At 71.6% G+C, this 18,766-nt stretch carries 15 protein-coding genes; 8 read left to right on the top strand and 7 right to left on the bottom strand.

Features of this window, described 5'->3' with window-relative positions; all coding sequences use genetic code 11:
• Nucleotides 1–171: 171 nt before the first annotated feature.
• Nucleotides 172–936, bottom strand: coding sequence for an NIPSNAP family containing protein (locus tag BCD48_RS25910; RefSeq protein ID WP_071050973.1), 765 nt, complete (start codon nt 934–936; stop codon nt 172–174).
• A gap of 53 nt (nt 937–989) precedes the next feature.
• Here BCD48_RS25910 and BCD48_RS25905 point away from each other — a divergent pair, with 53 nt between their 5' ends.
• From BCD48_RS25905 to BCD48_RS25885, 5 genes are all read left to right on the top strand, one after another.
• Complete coding sequence (locus tag BCD48_RS25905; RefSeq protein WP_071050972.1) at nt 990–2,351, top strand: thiamine pyrophosphate-binding protein; 1,362 nt, start codon at nt 990–992, stop codon at nt 2,349–2,351.
• Nucleotides 2,352–2,447: 96 nt separating this feature from the next.
• Entirely contained in the window at nt 2,448–3,731 is a 1,284-nt protein-coding gene (locus BCD48_RS25900) for an amidohydrolase family protein (RefSeq protein WP_071050971.1), read from the top strand.
• Between the two features lie 157 nt (nt 3,732–3,888).
• On the top strand, nt 3,889–5,568 hold the full coding sequence (locus BCD48_RS25895; RefSeq protein ID WP_198543388.1) for an AMP-binding protein: 1,680 nt from the start codon (nt 3,889–3,891) through the stop codon (nt 5,566–5,568).
• A gap of 183 nt (nt 5,569–5,751) precedes the next feature.
• A complete protein-coding gene (locus tag BCD48_RS25890; RefSeq protein WP_274536576.1) occupies nt 5,752–7,245 on the top strand; it encodes an AlkA N-terminal domain-containing protein in 1,494 nt (497 codons plus the stop codon).
• A 28-nt stretch (nt 7,246–7,273) separates the two neighbouring features.
• On the top strand, nt 7,274–7,813 hold the full coding sequence (locus BCD48_RS25885) for a methylated-DNA--[protein]-cysteine S-methyltransferase (protein ID WP_071050969.1): 540 nt from the start codon (nt 7,274–7,276) through the stop codon (nt 7,811–7,813).
• Between the two features lie 116 nt (nt 7,814–7,929).
• Here the strand turns inward: BCD48_RS25885 and cysN are convergent, their stop codons facing one another.
• From cysN to BCD48_RS25865, 4 genes are all read right to left on the bottom strand, one after another.
• The gene (cysN, locus tag BCD48_RS25880) at nt 7,930–9,852 is read right to left on the bottom strand and encodes a sulfate adenylyltransferase subunit CysN (protein WP_071050968.1); all 1,923 of its coding nucleotides are present in this window, start codon (nt 9,850–9,852) and stop codon (nt 7,930–7,932) included.
• A 130-nt stretch (nt 9,853–9,982) separates the two neighbouring features.
• Complete coding sequence (gene cysD / locus BCD48_RS25875) at nt 9,983–10,930, bottom strand: sulfate adenylyltransferase subunit CysD (protein WP_071050967.1); 948 nt, start codon at nt 10,928–10,930, stop codon at nt 9,983–9,985.
• Nucleotides 10,927–11,964: a DUF7064 domain-containing protein gene (locus BCD48_RS25870; RefSeq protein WP_071050966.1), complete on the bottom strand. Its 1,038-nt coding sequence runs from the start codon at nt 11,962–11,964 to the stop codon at nt 10,927–10,929. The genes cysD and BCD48_RS25870 overlap by 4 nt, the downstream gene beginning before the upstream one ends.
• Before the next feature lie 16 nt (nt 11,965–11,980).
• Complete coding sequence (locus BCD48_RS25865) at nt 11,981–13,207, bottom strand: sulfotransferase family protein (RefSeq protein ID WP_071050965.1); 1,227 nt, start codon at nt 13,205–13,207, stop codon at nt 11,981–11,983.
• Between the two features lie 128 nt (nt 13,208–13,335).
• Here BCD48_RS25865 and BCD48_RS25860 point away from each other — a divergent pair, with 128 nt between their 5' ends.
• Nucleotides 13,336–14,133: a TetR/AcrR family transcriptional regulator gene (locus BCD48_RS25860; protein WP_083419194.1), complete on the top strand. Its 798-nt coding sequence runs from the start codon at nt 13,336–13,338 to the stop codon at nt 14,131–14,133.
• A 16-nt stretch (nt 14,134–14,149) separates the two neighbouring features.
• On the opposite strand, the gene BCD48_RS25855 is transcribed toward BCD48_RS25860, so the two are convergent.
• Nucleotides 14,150–14,920 carry an SDR family NAD(P)-dependent oxidoreductase gene (locus tag BCD48_RS25855; protein WP_071050964.1) on the bottom strand — a complete coding sequence of 257 codons (771 nt, stop codon included), beginning with the start codon at nt 14,918–14,920 and terminating at the stop codon, nt 14,150–14,152.
• Nucleotides 14,921–15,255: 335 nt separating this feature from the next.
• On the opposite strand from BCD48_RS25855, the gene BCD48_RS25850 reads away from it, so the two are divergent.
• Both BCD48_RS25850 and BCD48_RS25845 read left to right on the top strand, forming a co-directional pair.
• Nucleotides 15,256–16,047 (top strand): enoyl-CoA hydratase/isomerase family protein, encoded by a 792-nt coding sequence (locus BCD48_RS25850; RefSeq protein ID WP_071050963.1) that lies wholly within the window; start codon nt 15,256–15,258, stop codon nt 16,045–16,047.
• Nucleotides 16,048–16,316: 269 nt separating this feature from the next.
• A complete protein-coding gene (locus tag BCD48_RS25845) occupies nt 16,317–18,014 on the top strand; it encodes a FadR/GntR family transcriptional regulator (protein ID WP_071050962.1) in 1,698 nt (565 codons plus the stop codon).
• Here the strand turns inward: BCD48_RS25845 and BCD48_RS25840 are convergent.
• Nucleotides 17,962–18,573, bottom strand: a complete 612-nt coding sequence (locus tag BCD48_RS25840) for a TetR/AcrR family transcriptional regulator (protein ID WP_071050961.1) — start codon at nt 18,571–18,573, stop codon at nt 17,962–17,964. The genes BCD48_RS25845 and BCD48_RS25840 overlap by 53 nt on opposite strands.
• Nucleotides 18,574–18,766: the final 193 nt, after the last annotated feature.

Raw genomic sequence — 18,766 nt, 5'->3', positions numbered from 1 at the left:
ATCCTCGTCCCTCGGACGACCACTCCGCTCGCTTGCTCCTGCGCTCACATAGACCTCCCGAACGCCTTCCTCGACGCCTACGGATCCCGCGACGCCTACGGATCCCGCGACGTTCGCGGGATCCGTGCCTACAGCCTGCTTGCGCTGCCCGTGCTGTTCGCGGACCGGTGCCTACAGGTCCGTCCAGCCCTCGTGACGGTCGGCGCGGCTGGGCTGGCGCCCGATGCGCATCGGCGACAGCGGCGCGTCGCGCATCAGGAAACGGCCGGACGACTCGCTGACCTCGCGCAGCCGCTTGCTCCAGCGGTTCACCGCCTCGCCACCGAAGGTGGCCGCCTTCTCGAGTTCCGCCCAGGCCTGCATGCTCTCGATGGCCCACAGCAGCAGGCACTCGGAGTCGTCGGCCAGCGCGGTGCGGAACGCGCCGACGAGCTTCCATCCGAACGACGCGTACACCGGCGCCGCCTCGTCGGCGGCGATCTCCAGGAAGTCGCTGGCGGTTCCGCGCGGGACCTTGACCAGCTCGTGCGCGTACACGTCGCCGCGCACGCCGTCGGCGCACAGCTGCTCGATGGTCGGTGCCCAGGGCGCCGGGACGACGATCCGGTCAAGGCCGCCGCTGCGGTAGCCGGACGCCTCCTGCCACCACTTCGCGAGCTTCGGGTCCTGGAAGGCGGCGGACTTCGTCTCGTGCTCGAGACCGGCGGCGAGACCGTCGAAGCCGTCCTCCTCCCACATGTTGATCACCTGCGGCCAGCGCCCCGTCGTGCCGATCACGCCCCAGACGCCGTAGCAGAGCTGGTTGCGCTCCTCCTGGGCGATCGGGCTCCAGTTCGCGGTCATGTGGTGGATGTAGTTCGCCCGGTTTGTACCCAGGATGTCGATGAACTCGTGGGTGTAGACCTTGGTGTTCGCCGTGGTGGTGTTCGCCGTCACACGCAGATTGTATATAACATACCTTTCATCATCGGAAGGGCTGAGGAGGGGGCATGACGGTCGGTGACTGGCTGCGCCGCCAGGGCCTCCGGCACGTGGTCGAGATGCCCGGCGGCCCGCGCGGCGGCGGCGCCGGGCGCGTGGTTCCCGGCATCCGGGCCGTGCCCGCGCCGGACCTCGACTGCGCGCTCGCGCTCGCCGAGGCCGAGGGAACGATGGGCGCGGGTCTCGGCGCCCTGTGGGACGGCGACGTGCTGACCCTGTTCTCGCGGCGGGTGGACCCCGGCGAGCCGGCGACCGCCCGCTCGGCGCCGGAGCTCGCGGCCGCCGTGTCGCGGGCAAGGAAGGCGGGCGCCGGCGCGGTGGCGGTCCACCTCGACTTCGACCTGACGGCCGACCCGGAGCCGCCCGTGGCCGGCACCCCCGCGACGGCGCTCATGGACCGGGGCCTCGCCCCGAGGCTGCCGGGCGCGGCTTGCCGGCCGGGCGCCGCGGGGCCGCTGGAAGTAGACCTGGTGCTCGCCGGGCACGGCGTCGTCCGGGCGGGCGCGGCGCGGGCCCTAGCGGAGCTCGCCGCGCGCGGCGGCCTCGGCGTCCTCAACGTCTTCACCGCCAAGGGCGTGTTCCGCTGGGACAGCCCGCATCACCTCGGCACCGGGTTCCTGCAGGAGCGCGACCTCGCGCTCGCCGGCGCGTACCCGGACGCGGTGGTCGTCACCGTCGGGCTGGACGCCGACGAGTGCGCGCCCGCGCTGTTCGCCGCCGCCGGCGTCGACCCCGCGCGGCTGGTCATCGTCGACCCCGCCGACCTGCCGGCCGCCGCGGCGACGATGCGGGCGCGGGTTCCCGTCACCGAGGGCGGCCCGCGTCCCGCGCTCTACCGGGAGCTCGCCGCCGTCGCCGGCCCTCTGTACGCGGCCACCGGCGCGCCGTTGAACCCGGCGTGCGCGGCGGCCGACCTCGCCGCGGTCCTGCCCGAGGGCGGCTCCGTGTGGACCGAGCCGGGCCCGGCGGCGCACTGGATCGGCCGGACGTTCTCGACGGTCCGGCTCGGCAGCGTCCGGGTGCCGGCGGCTGGGCGGGACGGCGTGGCGATCGCCGGCGCGCTGTCCGCCGCCCTCGCCGGTGACGGCATCGGCGTGGCCGTGGTCGACCACCCGCCTCACGCTGGTGTCGCGGCCGCCTGCCTGGACTGGGCCGGGCGCCTCGGCATCCGGCTCGTCGTCGAGGTCTGGGGCGAGCGCGGCGTGCCCCGATCGTCCGCCCAGCACCGGGAATGGCTCGTCGACGCGCTCGCCACCCCGGGTGTGCGCGTCCTTGAGTTACCGGTCGACTACACCGCCACCCAGGAACTGGTCGCCGCCGCCGGCCCGTTGGTCGCCTGGACTGTCAGCCCGTCGGCTGGTCCCATGTGATGCGGACTACTTGCCGATGGGCGGCATATTGGATGCAATCAGTTGTCAAGAGGACACGTTGCCTCTGACGTACTTGCTTGTGAGCGGAGGCTCGGCATGAACGCGGAAGACCTCATCCTGATCAGCGTCGACGACCATCTTGTCGAACCGCCGGACATGTTCCAGGGGCGCCTGCCGGCGAGGTTCGCCGACGCGGCGCCGAAGGTCCTCCACCGCGAGGACGGCTCCGATGTGTGGACGTTCAACGGTTCGATCATCCCGAACGTCGGGCTGAACGCGGTGGCCGGCCGGCCGAAGGAGGAGTACGGCGTCGAGCCGACAGCCTTCGACGAGATGCGTCCCGGCTGTTTTGACATCCACGAGCGCGTCAAGGACATGAGCGCCGCCGGCGTGCTCGGTTCCATGTGCTTCCCCTCGTTCCCAGGCTTCTCCGCCCGGCTGTTCTCCGCGGCGGACGACAAGGACCTGGCGCTGTCGGTCGTCCAGGCCTACAACGACTGGCACGTCGACGAGTGGTGCGGCGCCTACCCCGGCCGGTTCATCCCGATGGGCCTGCCGGTCCTGTGGGACCCGGAGCTCGCCGCCAAGGAGGTCCACCGGCTCGCGGCCAAGGGCTGCCACTCGATCACCTTCACCGAGAACCCGGCGACCCTGGGCCTCCCCAGCTTCCACGACGCGTACTGGGACCCGCTGTGGAAGGCGCTGGTCGACACCGACACGGTGCTCTCGATCCACCTCGGCTCGTCCGGCAAGCTCACGTTCACAGCGCCTGACGCCCCGATGGACGTCCTGATCACCCTGCAGCCGATGAACATCTGCAGCGCCGCGGCCGACCTGCTCTGGTCCCGGGTGCTCAAGGAGTTCCCGACGATCAAGATCGCCCTGTCCGAGGGCGGCACCGGGTGGATCCCGTACTTCCTCGAGCGCCTCGACCGGACCTACGACATGCACCACCTGTGGACCGGCCAGAACTTCGGCGGGAAGCTGCCGAGCGAGGTCTTCCGGGAACACTTCCTCACCTGCTTCATCGAGGACCCGGTCGGCGTCGAGCTGCGCCACAAGATCGGTATCGACAACATCGCGTGGGAGTGCGACTACCCGCACTCGGACTCCAGCTGGCCGTGGCCGGGCGAGGAACTGCTCAAGTCCGCACCGGGCGTGCCGGTCGACGACATCAACAAGATGTCCTACGAGAACGCGATGCGGTGGTACTCCTTCGATCCGTTCGCGCACCGGCCGAAGGAGGCCTCCACTGTCGGCGCGCTGCGCGCCGAGGTCGCCGGGCACGATGTGGAGATCCGCCCGTTCGACAAGGGCCGCTTCGAGATCAAGCACGAGGGCATCTCCCTCGCCGAGATGGCCTCGAAGGCCACTGCCTGACGCTGTTTCATCCCGGCCGCCGACGGTCGTCCGCCTCGCGCGGGCGGCCGTCGTCGGCGGCATCCTGACCCCTGGCATGGGCACCGGGCGTACGAGGCTTCCCGTCGTCGCGGGTCCTTCGCCTGGGCTGACCCGCGAGAAGAAAGCGGTTGATCGGGTGAGCGGCACGGCGGAAAGCCCGCGGACCGATGGCGTGTACGCGGGTCCGCCCGCGGCCGACTGGGACGCGCGCACCTTCTGGGAGCTGGTCGAGCGCCGGGCGGCGGCCACGCCCGACACCGAGCTGCTCCTCGACGACCTCGGCCGCAGCCTGACCGCCGCGCAGTACAGGCGCGCCGCCGAGCGGGTCGCGGCGGCGCTCGCGGCCCGCGGGATCGGCGTCGGCACCGTGGTGAGCTGGCAGCTGCCGACGACCCTGGAGTCGGCGGTGCTCATGGCCGCGCTCGCCCGCGTCGGCGCCACCCAGAACCCGATCATCCCGACGCTGCGCGAACGCGAGGTCGCCTACGTCACCGCGAAGGCGGCGACCTCGCTGTTTGTCACCGTGCCGCGCTGGCGTGGCTGCGACCACGAGGCGATGATCTCCTCGATCAGCGCCGCGCGCGCCGGCACCGGCGCGCCCGCCATCGACGTGCTGCTCGTCGACCACCGCGCGGCCGCGGCCGGCGCGCCCGGCGCCACGGCGGCGGGCGACCGCCTTGCCCTGCCGATGGTCGACGACTCCGAGCCGATCCCACCCCCGGCGCCGCCGGCCGGGCCGGGGGAGGCCCGCTGGATCTACACCACCTCGGGTACCACCGCGGACCCGAAGGGTGTGCTGCACACAGACGTCTCAGTGTCGGTCGCGGCGCGCGGCAGCGTCTCCGGCGTCGCCTCGACGCCCGCCGACCTCTACCCGATCGCGTTCCCCATCGCCCACATCGGCGGCGCCGTCATGCTCTCCGCGTCGCTGCTGTCCGGGATGAGGCTGCTGCTGCTCGACAGCTTCGACCCCGAGGCGTCCCCGCGGACGATGGCGGCGCTCGGGGCGACCTTCCTCGGCTCGGCCCTGCCGTTCCTGCGGGCGTACATCGCCGCCCAGTCCGCCGACCGCACGAAGGACCCGGACGCGGTGCTCTTCCCGAAGCTGCGGGCGGCGTTCAGCGGCGGCGCGCCCAAGCCCCCCGGACTGCATGCCGAGGTCGCCCGTGAGCTCGGCGGCCGTGGTGTGCTCTCCAGCTGGGGCATGACCGAGTTCCCGCTGGCGACGCACGCGCGCCTCGACGACACCGACGACGAGCTCACCGTCACCGAGGGCCGCCCCGCCCCGGGCGTCGAGCTGCGGGTGATCGCGTTCGACGGCACCCCGTGCCCGCCCGGCGAGGAGGGCGAGCTGCTGGTCCGAGGCGCACAGCTCTTCTCCGGCTACCTCGGCGTCCCCGCCGCCGAGACCGCCGGCCTCTTCGACGCCGACGGCTTCTTCCGCACCGGCGACCTCGGCGTCGTCGGCCCGCGCGGCCACGTCCGCATCACCGGCCGCCGCAAGGACGTCATCATCCGCAACGCGGAGAACATCGCGGCGCCCGAGGTCGAGGACATCCTCGCCACCCACCCGTCCGTCGCCGAGGTCGCCGTCATCGGCCTCCCCGACGACCGCACCGGCGAACGCTGCTGCGCCGTCATCCGCCTGGCCGAGGGCGCCGCGCCCGTCACCCTCGCAGACCTGGCCACCCATGCCTCGGCCGCGGGCCTGGCGAAGTTCAAGCTCCCCGAGCAGCTCGAGATCGTCGACGACCTCCCCCGCACCGACATGGGCAAGGTAGCCAAGAACGCCCTCCGCCGGCGCTACGTGCCCTGACCCTTCGCCTGTCGATGTGCGCGTCCGTGCACATCAGCCGCTCTGTGCGCGTACGTGCGCAGAGCCCGGTTGGGTGGCCTGCCGCCCGGGACCGTGTGGCCGCACCGCCATGTCGTATTTCCGCGAGACCTGGCGCCGGGCGGCGGGCACGCTGGACGGGTGGACATGGACGTTGAGCGGTGTGTGCGAGCTGTTCAGGCGCGGGACGAGCGCTTCGACGGCTGGTTCTTCACCGCCGTGCTCACCACCGGGATCTACTGCCGCCCCAGCTGCCCGGCGACGCCGCCGAAGCCCGAGAACATGCGGTTCTTCCCGAGCGCCGCGGCGGCGCAGCAGGCGGGCTTCCGGGCCTGCAAGCGCTGCCGGCCGGGCGCCGTGCCGGGCTCGCCGCAGTGGAACGAGCGCGCCGACCTCGTCGCCCGCGCGATGCGGCTGATCGCGGACGGGCTGGTCGACCGCGAGGGTGTGCCGGGGCTCGCCGCCCGGCTCGGTTACAGCGTTCGCCAGCTCGAACGGCAGCTGATGGCCGAGCTGGGCGCGGGGCCGCTCGCCCTGGCCCGCGCGCAGCGCGCGCAGACCGCGCGCCTGCTGATCGAGACCACGAAACTGCCGATGGCCGACCTGGCGTACGCGGCGGGCTTCGCCAGCGTGCGCGCCTTCAACGAGACGGTCCAGGAGGTCTTCGCGGTCTCGCCGAGCGAGCTGCGGACGCGGGCGAAGGCCGTCGACGAGCCAGGAGCACCGGGCACCAGAACAGCCGGCACCAGAACGGCCGGAACCAGAACGGCCGGCACCATCGTCGTGCGGCTCCCGTTCCGGCGGCCGCTGTGCCCGGACAACCTGTTCGGCCACCTCGCGGCCACGGCGGTGCCGGGGATCGAGGAATGGCGCGACGGTGCGTACCGCCGGACGCTGCGGCTCCCACACGGACACGCCGTCGCGGCGCTGCGCCCGGCGCCGGAGCACATCGAGTGCCGGCTGGCCCTGTCCGACCTGCGCGACCTGACGACCGCGATCAACCGGTGCCGGTGGCTGCTGGACCTGGACGCGGACCCGGTCGCGATCGACGCCCAGCTCGGCGCCGACGAGGTACTGGCTCCGCTGGTCGCGAAGAACCCAGGCCGGCGGGTCCCGCGTACCACCGACCCGGCGGAGCTCGCGATCCGCGCGGTGCTTGGCCAGCAGGTGTCGACGGCCGCCGCGCGAACGCTCGCCGCGCGGCTGGTGACCGCGCACGGCGAGCCCGCCCGGGACGCCGACGGCGGGCTGACCCACCTGTTCCCGACCACGTCGGCGCTGGCCGAGCTGGATCCGGAGACGCTGGCGATGCCCCGGTCCCGGCGGGCGAGCGTGCGCGCGCTGGTCACCGCCCTCGCGACGGGGGACCTGGAGCTGGACGTCGGCGGCGACTGGGAGCGGGCCAGGGCCCAGCTCGCGGCGGTGCCGGGCGTCGGGCCCTGGACGGTCGACCTGGTCGCCATGCGCGCGCTCGGCGATCCCGACGCGTTCGTCGCCACGGATCTCGGCGTGCGGCGCGCGGCGGCCGATCTCGGCCTGCCGTCGACGCCCGCGGCGCTGACGAAGCGCGCGGCGCCCTGGCGGCCGTGGCGCGCCTACGCGGTCCAGTACCTCTGGGCGACCAGCGACCACCCCATCAACCGGCTTCCATCCGACTGACCCATCCGACTGACCCACAGGAGAGAAGATGCGTGCCCAGCAGTCAGAACACGTGACCCACACGGTGATCGACAGCCCGGTCGGGGATCTCACCCTGGTCGCCGTCGACGGCGTGCTCGCCGGCCTGTACATGGAGCAGCAGCGGCACCGTCCCGGGCCGGAGACGTTCGGCGATCGCGACCCGGCCGCGTTCGGCGACGTCGTCGCCCAGCTGCGGGCGTACTTCGACGGGGCGCTGACGGCCTTCGACCTGCCACTGGCCCCGCGAGGGACCGAGTTCCAGCGCGCAGTGTGGGCCGGGCTGCGCGAGATCCCCTACGGGCGGACCATCTCGTACGGCGAGCTGGCCGACCGCGTCGGCCGGCCGGGCGCGGCGCGCGCCGTCGGCCTCGCGAACGGCCGCAACCCGATCGGCATCATCGTGCCGTGCCACCGCGTCGTCGGGTCCGCCGGCGACCTCACCGGCTACGGCGGCGGCCTAGACCGCAAGCGGCACCTGCTGGCGCTCGAGGCGAGCCGCGCCCCGGCCGCGGTTGGGGCAGGAGACGTGCGCCGCACGTTGTGGTGAGTCCTCGCCGAACGGGTCAACCGACCGGGTGAGGCGGGTCCGGGGCGACCGAACGGCCGCCCCGGACCCGGGTGAGCTGATTGCCTACTCTGCCGGTTGCCTACTCTGCCGGTTGCCTACTCCGCCGGCGGTGGAGTGAGGAGGCCGGCCTCATGGAGATAGGCGACGACCTGGTTGGCACTGGTCTCGGCGGAGACCGCGCCGGAGGCATCGAGGTGGAGCTCGGGGTGGATGGGGGGTTCGTAGGGGGAGTCGATGCCGGTGAAGTTGGTGAGCTCGCCGCGGCGGGCCTTGGCGTAGAGGCCCTTGCGGTCGCGGGTTTCGGCGACGTCGAGGGGGGTGTCGACGAAGACCTCGATGAACTCGCCGTCGGCGAGCAGGTCGCGGGCGAGCTGCCGTTCGGCGCGGAACGGGGAGATGAACGACGTCAGGACGATGAGGCCGGCGTCGACCATCAGTCTGGCGACCTCGCCGATGCGGCGGATGTTCTCCACCCGGTCGGCTTCGGTGAAGCCGAGGTCCTTGTTCAGGCCGTGGCGGACGTTGTCGCCGTCGAGGAGATAAGTGTGGTGGCCCTGGTCGTGGAGTTTCTTCTCGACGAGGTTGGCGATGGTGGACTTGCCGGCGCCGGACAGGCCGGTGAACCAGACGACCGCCGGGCGCTGGCCCTTGGCCGCGGCCCGCGCTGCCTTGTTGACCTCGACGGCCTGCCAGTGGATGTTGTCGGACCGGCGTAGGGCGAAGTGCAACAGGCCGGCGGCGACGGTGGCGTTGGTGAACCGGTCGATGAGGATGAACCCGCCCATGTCGCGGTTCACCGTGTAGGGGTCGAACGCGATCCGCCGGTCCAGGTTGAGATTGGCGACGCCGATCTCGTTGAGTTCGAGGGTGCGGGCGGCGGTGTGTTCGAGGGTGTTGACGTTGACCTTGTACTTCGGCTGGGCGACGGTCGCGCCGACGGTGCGGGTGCCGAGTTTGAGCAGGTAGGGCCGGCCGGGCAGCATCGGCTCGTCGCTCATCCAGACGAGGTGGCACTCGAACTGGTCGGCGACGGCCGGCGGGTCGCCCGCGGCGGCGAGCACGTCGCCACGGGAGACGTCCACCTCGTCGGCGAGGGTGATCGTGACGGACTGGCCGGCGATGGCCTCGGGCAGGTCGCCGTCGGCGGTGACGATCCGCTCGACGGTGCTCTCGGTGCCCGACGGGACGATGCGGACCCGGTCGCCGGGGCGGACCGTGCCGCCGGTGACCTGGCCGGAGAAGCCGCGGAAGTCCAGGTCGGGCCGGTTGACCCACTGGACCGGCAGGCGGAACGGGCCGGTGTCCAGGTCGTCGGTGACCTGCACGGTCTCCAGGTGCCCGACCAGGGTCGGGCCGGTGTACCACGAGATGTTCGGACTCGGCTCGGTGATGTTGTCGCCGCGCAGCGCCGACAGCGGTATGCAGACGATGTCGGTCAGCCCGATCTGCTCCGCGAACGCGCGGTAGTCGGCCTCGATGGCGTCGAAGACGTCCTTCGAGTAGTCGACGAGGTCGAGCTTGTTCACGGCGAGCACGACGTGGCGGATGCCGAGCAGGGAGACCAGGTAGCTGTGGCGGCGGGTCTGGGTGAGCACGCCCTTGCGGGCGTCGATCAAAATCACCGCGAGGTCGGCGGTGGAGGCGCCGGTGACCATGTTGCGGGTGTACTGCTCGTGGCCCGGGGTGTCGGCGACGATGAACTTACGGTGCTCGGTGGAGAAGAACCGGTAGGCGACGTCGATCGTGATGCCCTGCTCGCGCTCGGCCGCCAGGCCGTCGACGAGCAGCGCGAAGTCGAGCTCACCGCCCTGCGTGCCGACCTTCTTCGAGTCGGACTCCAGCGCGGCGAGGTGGTCGGAGAACACCAGTTTCGCGTCGTACAGCAGCCGGCCGATCAGCGTGCTCTTGCCGTCATCCACGCTGCCGCAGGTGATGAACCGCAGCATCGACTTGTTCTCGTGCTGGCGTAGGTACTCGTCGATGTCGGTGGCGACGAGGTCGCCCGCCGCGTGCGCCATGCTGCCTCCTGCTGGAAGGCCTCCGAGCGTGCGAAGGAAAAGCATTTTCGCACGCTCTTCGGCCGGGCTCCCTGTTGAAATGCCTCCGGGCATGCGAAGGAAAAGCATTTTCGCATGCCCTTTGGCGGGGTCAGAAGTACCCCTCCTGCTTCTTCTTCTCCATCGACCCGGACGAGTCGTGGTCGATGACCCGGCCCTGGCGTTCCGAGCTGGTCGTGAGCAGCATCTCCTGGATGATCTCGGGCAGCGTCGTCGCCGAGCTCTCCACCGCCCCGGTCAGCGGGTAGCAGCCGAGCGTGCGGAACCGGACCTCGCGCTGCTCGGGCACCTCGCCCGGTGCCAGCCGCATCCGCTCGTCATCCACCATGATCAGTGCGCCGTCGCGCTCGACGACCGGTCGCGGCGCGGCGTAGTACAGCGGGACGATCGGGATGTTCTCGTGATGGATGTAAAGCCAGATATCCAGCTCGGTCCAGTTCGACAGCGGGAACACCCGCACGCTCTGCCCCGGCGCCTTGCGGGCGTTGTAGAGCCGCCACAGCTCGGGGCGCTGCTGCTTGGGGTCCCAGCGATGCGCCGTGGAGCGGATCGAGAAGACCCGTTCCTTCGCCCGGGACTTCTCCTCGTCGCGGCGCGCCCCACCGAACGCCAGGTCGAAGCCGTACTTGTCCAGCGCCTGCTTCAACCCCTCGGTCTTCCACACATCGGTATGCACCGCCGAGCCGTGGTCGAACGGGTTGATGCCCTGCGCGAGCGCGTCGGGGTTCTGGTGGACCAGCAGATCCAGACCCAGGTCCGCGACCAGTCCGTCCCGGAAGGCGTACATGGCGTTGAACTTCCACGTCGTGTCGACGTGCAGCAGCGGGAACGGCGGTTTCGACGGGTAGAACGCCTTCATCGCCAGGTGCAGCATCACCGAGCTGTCCTTGCCCGCCGAGTACAGCATCACCGGCCGCTCGCTCTCCGAGACGGCCTCCCGGAAGATCTGGATGCTTTCCGCCTCCAGACGCTGCAGGTGGCTGAGGCGGGTGGTGCCTGGGAGCAGGTCCCGGGCACCGCCGCCGGTCGGCGCGCTCATGACCACTCGATCTGGTCGCGTACGGTAGACCGCTCGAGCATGCCGTAGGTCTCCTCTCCGTCCCACGTATACCTGCACTCGCCCTGGAACAGCACCGGGAAGTTGGGCAGTTCCGGCCGATGGACCGTGTCGTGGGTGGTGTTCACGGTCACGCCTTCGATACGGGTGATGCCGAGTTCGGACTCGAACACGACGGGGACGGGATCGCCCGACGGTACCAGCCGGCGCAGCCAGGGGGCCTCGACAACGCGGGCCGGAATGAGCTTCTCCTCACCCAGGAACAGGTAGCCCTCGTTGAACACCTCGCGGCCGTCCGGACGCGGTGGGTAGGTGATGTAGCCGAAGGCCTTGCCGCTGGGGAACACCGCGGACTGCCAGGTGTGGCCGCGGAACCCCTCCAGATGACGGACGCCCTGTCGCTTGATGCGCAGGCCGCTGCCGGTAAAGGTCTTCTCCTCGCCCGGTACCCGGACGACACCGGTCGCGGCGAACAACTGCTCGATGCGCGGCCCGTGGCCCATCATGTCGCCGTCGGAGGTGTTCGCGAGGCGCTCGGCCGCGTCGGGCAGCAGCGCTCCCTGCTCCCACGGCGGCGCGGCCATCGTCGTCTCGACCTCGACGCGCAGGTTCACCGTCGGGCCGTCCTGCCTGCCCTCGACGAGTGCCTGGGAGGTCGTCTCGACGGCCGGGCCGTCGTAGGTCATCCGCCACGTCCGGTAGGGCTCGAGGACCTCGAACGCGAGCCCGCCCGCGCCGAGGATCGCCGGCTGGCCGGCCGCGTTGAACGGTGAGTGCGCCGGGCCGGCGCCGCGCAGCCGATACACCCGGCCGTCGGCGAACACCACGTTGAACGTGACGAGGTGCGTGTCCCAGTTGGCCGCGACGGCCTCGATCCCGAACCGGGGCAGGCCGATCTCGCCCTTGTCGTCGGTGACCCAGAAGCTGGCCGAGTCCCGCATGTCGGGGTTGTCCGGCCGGGAGGGAAAGAAGTACTCCCGATCGATGGGCAGGCCACCGGAGAGGTCGATCGCCATGGAGATCGTGTCCTTCCTAACTTGCGTCGTGAGGCCGGAGGCCCCCGCCGGCGGGACTGGTGGCGCTGGCTGGCGCGTCGGTGGGATGGGTGGGGACGGTGCCCGGGCGGGAGGTCCAACGCGCCGCCCGGTCGATGTACTCCGCGAACCGTGGCCGGATCGCGTCGAGGTCGAGGCCGTAGTCGGCCGGGTCGGCGTGCTTGACGCGCACGCGGTCCTCCGAGTTCTCCTTCCACCACCGGCGCATGTTCTCCTCGAACGCCGGGGTGGCGGGCGCACCCAGCCAGTCGTAGAGGCCACGGATCTCGCCGATCGGGTCGCGCTGCATGGCGCGGAAGTCGATGTCGTAGAACCGGTGGGAGTTGCCGTTGTCGCGGAACGCCAGCGTCCGGGCCATCCCGGTGGCGAGCACCGTGGTGTTGATCGCGCCGATGTAGTGCTTGTCGACGGTGTCGTTGAACCGCAGCGCGACGTTGGAGTAGACGTCGCAGACCGAGACCAGGACCTCGGTCGGGTCGCGGTGGGTCATCACGAACCTCGCGTCGGGGAAGGCCTTGTCGATGTCGACCAGGTGGGCGAGGTGGTTGGGGTTCTTCAGCCGCCAGGGCTTCGCGGGCCGGCCCCACTGCAGGTACTTCAGCGCCCGGCGCATGTACTGGAACGTCTCGGTGAGGTCCGCGTCGAGCAGCCACTCGGCGTACGAGGGGACGCGGGCGAAGCACTCGAAGTAGTGCACCTTGAAGTCCAGGAGCATCAGCTCGTGGCATTCCTGCGGGCCGTCGGGGAAGGATGGGACGAGAGCCTTGTCGAGCTCGGTGCGCCGGGACTGGATCTCGATCTGGCGCAGCAGCCGCGGGTCCGGGGACTCCGTCACCGACGCCGGCGGTGGCACGAGCTCGGCGGCTTCCCAGCGGTGCAGGTAACGGATGTCCGGGTCCTCGGCGAGCAGCCCCGCCAGCGCGGTCGAGCCGGTCCGGGGCAGGCCGAGGGCGATGAGCGGCCCGATGATCGGCGCGTCGTCGGTCTCGGGGTGGTCCTTGTACCATTGCTCGATATACAGACGGGTCCTGAGGGCCCCGACCATCAGGCGGCTCAGCGCGGCCTGGCCGGTCGCGCTGAGCTGTGCCTCGGTCTCCAACGCGTGGGTGACCCGCTCCAGGCCCTCGCGGAACGAATCACCGCCGAAATCGTCGAGGCCGGTCGAGGCACGCGCCTCGTCGATGAGGCTGTCAGCTAATCGCACGTGAGCGCTCCCTTCTCGCGACCCACACCCCCGGGTAGGTGGCCGGTGCCGCGAGGGTGGGTGGGGACCGTGTATGGGTGAGAACAGTCGGCCGGCTGGCCCGGCCTATTTCATGACAGTAGAGTGCCATGAATACCGGCGTCCCGGCAACACCCGATGAGGAGGCGAGCGGGCAGGTGGGTGAGCACCGTCTCGATGGGCCACCGGAGACGACGCCCGACACGGAGCCCCACGACGTCGGCGACGACGCGGCGGGGGACAACGCGGCGTTCGATGACGCGGCGGCCGAGGACGCGGGCGACGCGGCGGGCCACGGACGCCGTCGCTATGACAGCCCGCTGCGGCGCGAGCGCGCGGCGCGGACCCGGGAGCGCATTCTCGCCGCGGGGTCCGAGCTGGTGCACGAGTTCACCACGTGGGACTGGAAGGGCCTCACCTTCCGCGCCGTCGCGGAGCGCGCCGGCGTGGGGGAGCGCACCGTCTACCGGTACTTCGCCACCGAGCGGGAGCTGCACGACGCCGTCATGCGCAGCCTCGGCGAGGAGTCCGGGATCAGCTACGAGGGGCTCAGCCTCGATCGGATGGGCCCGATCAGCGCGCGGCTGTTCGCGACCCTGCCGTCATACGCGGTCGCGCGCTGGGGCGACGAGACACCGTCCCAGCCGACACTGGTGGAAGCGGACGTGGTCCGCCGTGAGGCCGTGATCGGCGCGGTCGCGGGGCCGGCCGCCGACTGGACCGACGAGGAACGGCGGATGGCCGCGGCCATGCTCGACGTGCTGTGGAGCGTGCAGTCCTACCAGCGGCTGCTCGCCGCCTGGCAGCTCGACGGCGAGCAGGCGACCAGGGCGATCACCTGGGCGATCGGGGTGCTGGCCGACGCGATCCGCGAGGGCCGCAGACCGCCGCCGCCCACCGCGGTGTGAGCGAATCCGAACGGTCCTACAGCGTGCGGAACAGTCCGCCGTCGGCGAGGATCTGGGCGCCGTTGATGTAGCCGGACGCGTCGCTCGCCAGGAAGACGCAGACGCCGACCAGATCCTCCGGGACGCCGATGCGCCCCATCGGGTTCATCTCAGCCGCGCGGCGCTGCGCCTCGGCGCCCCACGCCTTGGAGATGTCGGTGTCGAACGCGCCCGGCAGCACCAGGTTCGCGCGCACCTTCGGCGCCCACTGGCCGGCCAGCCCCAGCGTGAGCGCGTTCAGCCCGGCTTTCGCCATGGCGTAGGGAAGGTCCTCCGGGCCTGGCCGCAGCGAGCCGGCGGTGGTGACGTTGATGATCGATCCACCGTCGCCGGCCGCCATCCGCTCGCCGACGAGCGCGGACAGCCGGAACGGCCCGCTCGCGTTGACGGCGTGCACCTTGTCGTAGAGCTCGCGGGTGACCGTGGAGAGCTTCTCGTACAGCGGTGACATGCCGGCGTTGTTGACCAGCACGTCGACCTTGCCGAACTCGGCGTAGACGGTCTCGACGAGCCGGTCGCAGTCGTCCCAGCTGCCGACGTGGCAGGCGACGGGAAGCGCGCGTCGGCCGGTGGCGGCCTCGATCTCCTTGGCCGCCTTCTCGCACGCCTCGAGCTTGCGGCTGGCGATGACGATGTCCGCGCCGGCGGCCGCCAGGCCCTCGGCCACCGCCCGGCCGATGCCCCGGCTGCCGCCGGTGACGATCGCGACCCGGCCGGTCAGGTCGAAAAGCTCCGCGGGAGTCTTCATCAGGCGCCCTCCGTCCGAATCGTTGTCAACGTCGAAGTCAATCCTTGTCTCACCGGCCGTTCGGGCGCCATGCCACGAGGCGGCGACGTGGCGTGACCCGGGCCACTTTCGGGCCGCCCACGAAAATATAGTTGACCTGGTCCGCCGTCCACGGTGAGTCGGGCCAGAGCGGACCTACCGATGGCGTGTAGGGCGCGAGTAGGTAAGGCTGGGTGTGGGGTCGCTGGCCTGGGTCGGTGATCCGCGAAGCCGGGCTGAGGGGAGCCCGTCTCGCTATACAGTTGACCCGGTCACGGCGGTGCGGTGTCCGGGCTGTCGACACCTCAGGAGGACCAGTGGCGGACGAGCTTGGCGCGGGCGGTCTGCGGTTCGAGCGGGACGGCGCCCTCGCGTGGCTGTACATCGACCGGCCGCACGCGCGTAACGCCTTCACCCCGGCCATGTACTTCGGCATCAAGAAGGCCGTGCACCTGGTCAACTCCGACCCGGATCTGGCCGCCCTCATCATCACGGGCACCGGCGACGTCTTCGCCCCCGGCGGTGACCTGGCCGGCCGCAGCGACCCGGGCGACGAGCCGACCCCGAACATCGGCGCCCACATGCTGCCGTTCCTGACCATCCGCGACAGCACCGCGCCGGTGATCGCGGCCGTCAACGGCATCTGCCAGGCCGGCGGGCTGCTGATCGCGATGATGTCCGACATCTGCGTGGCCAGCGACCGCGCGACCTTCCGGGTGCCCGAGCTGCTGCGCGGTATCCCGGACGCGACCTACGCCGCCACCCTGCCGGCGCACGTCGGCATCGCGGTCGCCCGTGACCTGCTCCTCTCGGCCCGCAAGTTCGACGCGGCCGAGGCCCAGCGGATCGGCCTGATCTCCCGGGTCGTCCCGCACGAGCAGCTGCGCGACGAGGCGGTCGACGCGGCCAAGCAGGTGCTGCGGACACCGCCGATGGCCCGCATGCACGTCAAGCGGATGCTCAACGAGCGCTACGGTTTCATCGACTACCAGACGATGTTCTGGGCGCTGGAGAACTCGCCGGAGCCGCGCGAGGGCATGCGCGCGTTCATGGAGAAGCGCTCGCCGGAATGGGTCCCGAAGCAGTTCGCGGAAGACGGGCCCCTATGAGGCTGGCGCTGCGCGCCAGCCTTCGGGCGCTGGGCCTAACCTCCCAGATCGGCTACGCAAGCTCCGCCAATCCGGCAGGGACCCTGCTCCCAACGTGGTTCTGGGGCCGAAGCATATGACGGTGGTCGGTCTGGGCCCGAGGCTGGCGAGGTTGCTGAGTTGGCACAGCGCTGGGGCGCTGTCACCATCAGTGGCCGGGTTGGCGGGGTGCCGTCACCAGATGCGGCGCAGGCGAGGAGCGCTGTGAGGGTCGTAGGCGTGAAGGCGCGATGACGCCGTCGGCGGCGGCGGTCACGGGTCGTGTCCCCGCCGCCGGGACGTTGCGGCCGCCGGTCCGGCGCAGCCCACAGAAGATCGGGCATGTGCTGGCGGCCGACCTGCGCCGCCAGATCCTGCGCGGAACGCTGGCCGCCGACGCGCGGCTGCCGCCCGAGACCGAGCTCATGGCGGCCTTCGGCGTCTCCCGCGACACGCTGCGCGAGGCGCTGCGGATTCTCGAGGCCCAGTCGCTGCTCGACGTCCGCAGGGGCCGCGGCGGCGGGGCCGTCGTGCGCCGCCCCGGCCTCACCTCGGCGGCGAGCTACGTCGCCCTCCTGCTGCAGCTGCGCGGTACCACGCTGGAGCACCTGGAGGAGGCCCGCTCGGTGCTCGAGCCGCCCGCGGCGGGGCAGCTCGTCCTGCGCCCCGGCGACGACGCGCTCGACCACCTCGCCACCCTGCACGACAACGAGCGCGCCGCGGGCGACCTGCTCGCGTTCGTCACCGCGGTCTCGACCTTCGACCAGGCCGTCACCGACCTCTCCGGGAACCGCTCCATCGCGGTGATCGCCGGCATCCTGCGGGTGATTCACGCCGGTCAGGTGTACACCGCGCTGGACGCCGCCGACCCGAGGTCCTCCGAGCGGATCGGCCGGCGGATCGTCGCCGCGCACGGCGCGTTCCTCGCGGCGGCCCGCCAGCGGGAGGCCGCCGCGGCGAGCCGGGCCTGGAGCGGCTACCTGCTGTCCACCGGCCGGCTGCTGGTTCCCCGTGGCCGCGGCCGGGCGCCGATCGACGTCGTGCCGCTGTGGCGCGCCCACACCGACGGCGCGTCCACTGCCGGGGCGTCCACAGGCGGGACCTCCGCTGGCGGGGCGTTCGCCGGTGCCGCGGCGCCGCCGCGGCGGATGGCCGCCGTCGTCGCCAATGAGATCCGGGCCCGCATCGCCGAGGGCCGCCTCGCCGACGGCGACCGGCTGCCTTCACTCGCGGGTCTCGCCGCCGAGTTCGGCATCTCCCGGCCGACGCTGCGCGAGGCGCTGCGGATCCTGGAGATGGAGTCGCTACTGACGCTGCGGGCCGGCGATCGCGCCGGCGCCCAGGTTCACCACCCGTCCACGCTGGTCGCCGCCCAGCTCGCGGGCACGGTGCTCGAAGCCCGCCAGGTCACCCTCGCCGACTACTTCCACGCCGTCCGCCTCATCGAGCCCGCGATGATGGAGCTCGCGGCCACCCGGATCGACGACAGGTCGCTCGCGGCGCTGCGGGCGCTCGTGGCGGAGATGGCGACCGCGGCCGATGACGTCTCCCGCTTCTCCGACGCGTGGCGGCGCGCCGCCGCCGTCGTCTTCGGCACGACGGGCAACCCTGCCCTCGCCGTCGTCGCCGAGATCCTCCAGTGGGTGCGCCTGGGTACGAGGCCGGCGGTCAACGCACCGGCCGACGACTCGTGGGCCGCCGCCGCCACCAGCTGCCTCGTCCCGCTGTTCGCCGAGCTGGTCGACGCCTTGGCCGCCCGAGACCCCGGCCGGGCCCGCGGGTGCTGGGCGGCCCTCCTCGACGTCAACGTCCCCTTCGCCGAGTCCCACGACTACGCCCACCGCCTCATGGTCGACGTCATTGATGAGCCCGTCGGCGTCGTCCGGCCGGTGACTCCTACGGAACCGCCTTCTCGCCCGCGCCCGCCGCGGCGGATTCGAGCTGGGTGAGGTGTCGCTCGATGAGCGCGAGGGTCTCCGAGTGGCCGGTGGTAACGCCGAGAATGTCCTCCGAGATGAGGATCCGGGCGATGCCGACGACGACGAGGGCGACCACCGTCGGCGGGACGTCGTCGATGTTGACGCCGGCGTCGGCGAGAAGGCCGGTGAGGGCCTTCACCTGGAGCGCGCGGAAGCGTTCCGCGTAGTCGGCGATCTCGGTGCGGATGGCCTTGCGGTGGTTTGCCAGCGCCTGGAACTCCGACAGCAGGACGGTGCCCACCGGCTCGCTGGAGAGCTCCCAGAGCGCACGTAGCGGCTTTTCCGAGGCAAGCGCCTGCTCGTAGCGTCTCAGATTTACCTCGGCGCCTTTCTGGAAGAGCGCCAGGAAAAGGTCGTCCATCGTGCGGAAGTAGTAATGCACGAGCGCGGGCTTGACGCCGGCCTTCGCCGCGACCCGCCGCGAGGTCGCCGCGGCGTAGCCTTCCTCGATCATGATCTGGGCGGTGACGTCGAGCAGCGCGGCCCTGGTCTTCGAGTCCGGCGCGCCCATCCGGCGGGGAGTGGTCACGGCGCGGCGCTCCGTACCGCCGGCCGCGGCGCACGTGCCGCGGCCCGTGCTGGCGCCTGTGCCCCTACCAGCCCGGACGCCGTACCCCTTGACGTGTGAGGCGATGGGAAGGTAGGCATGCGCCCAGCATAACGATTGGGCGAGCGCTCAGCACCTGGCTCGCCCATGGGCCCCGCGCCCGCCGCCAACGCAC

It is taken from the genome of Pseudofrankia coriaricola, assembly GCF_001854805.1.
Taxonomy (GTDB): domain Bacteria; phylum Actinomycetota; class Actinomycetes; order Frankiales; family Frankiaceae; genus Pseudofrankia.
The sequence above is the reverse complement of the archived record's forward strand: the minus strand, read 5'-3'. Positions and strand labels throughout refer to the sequence as shown.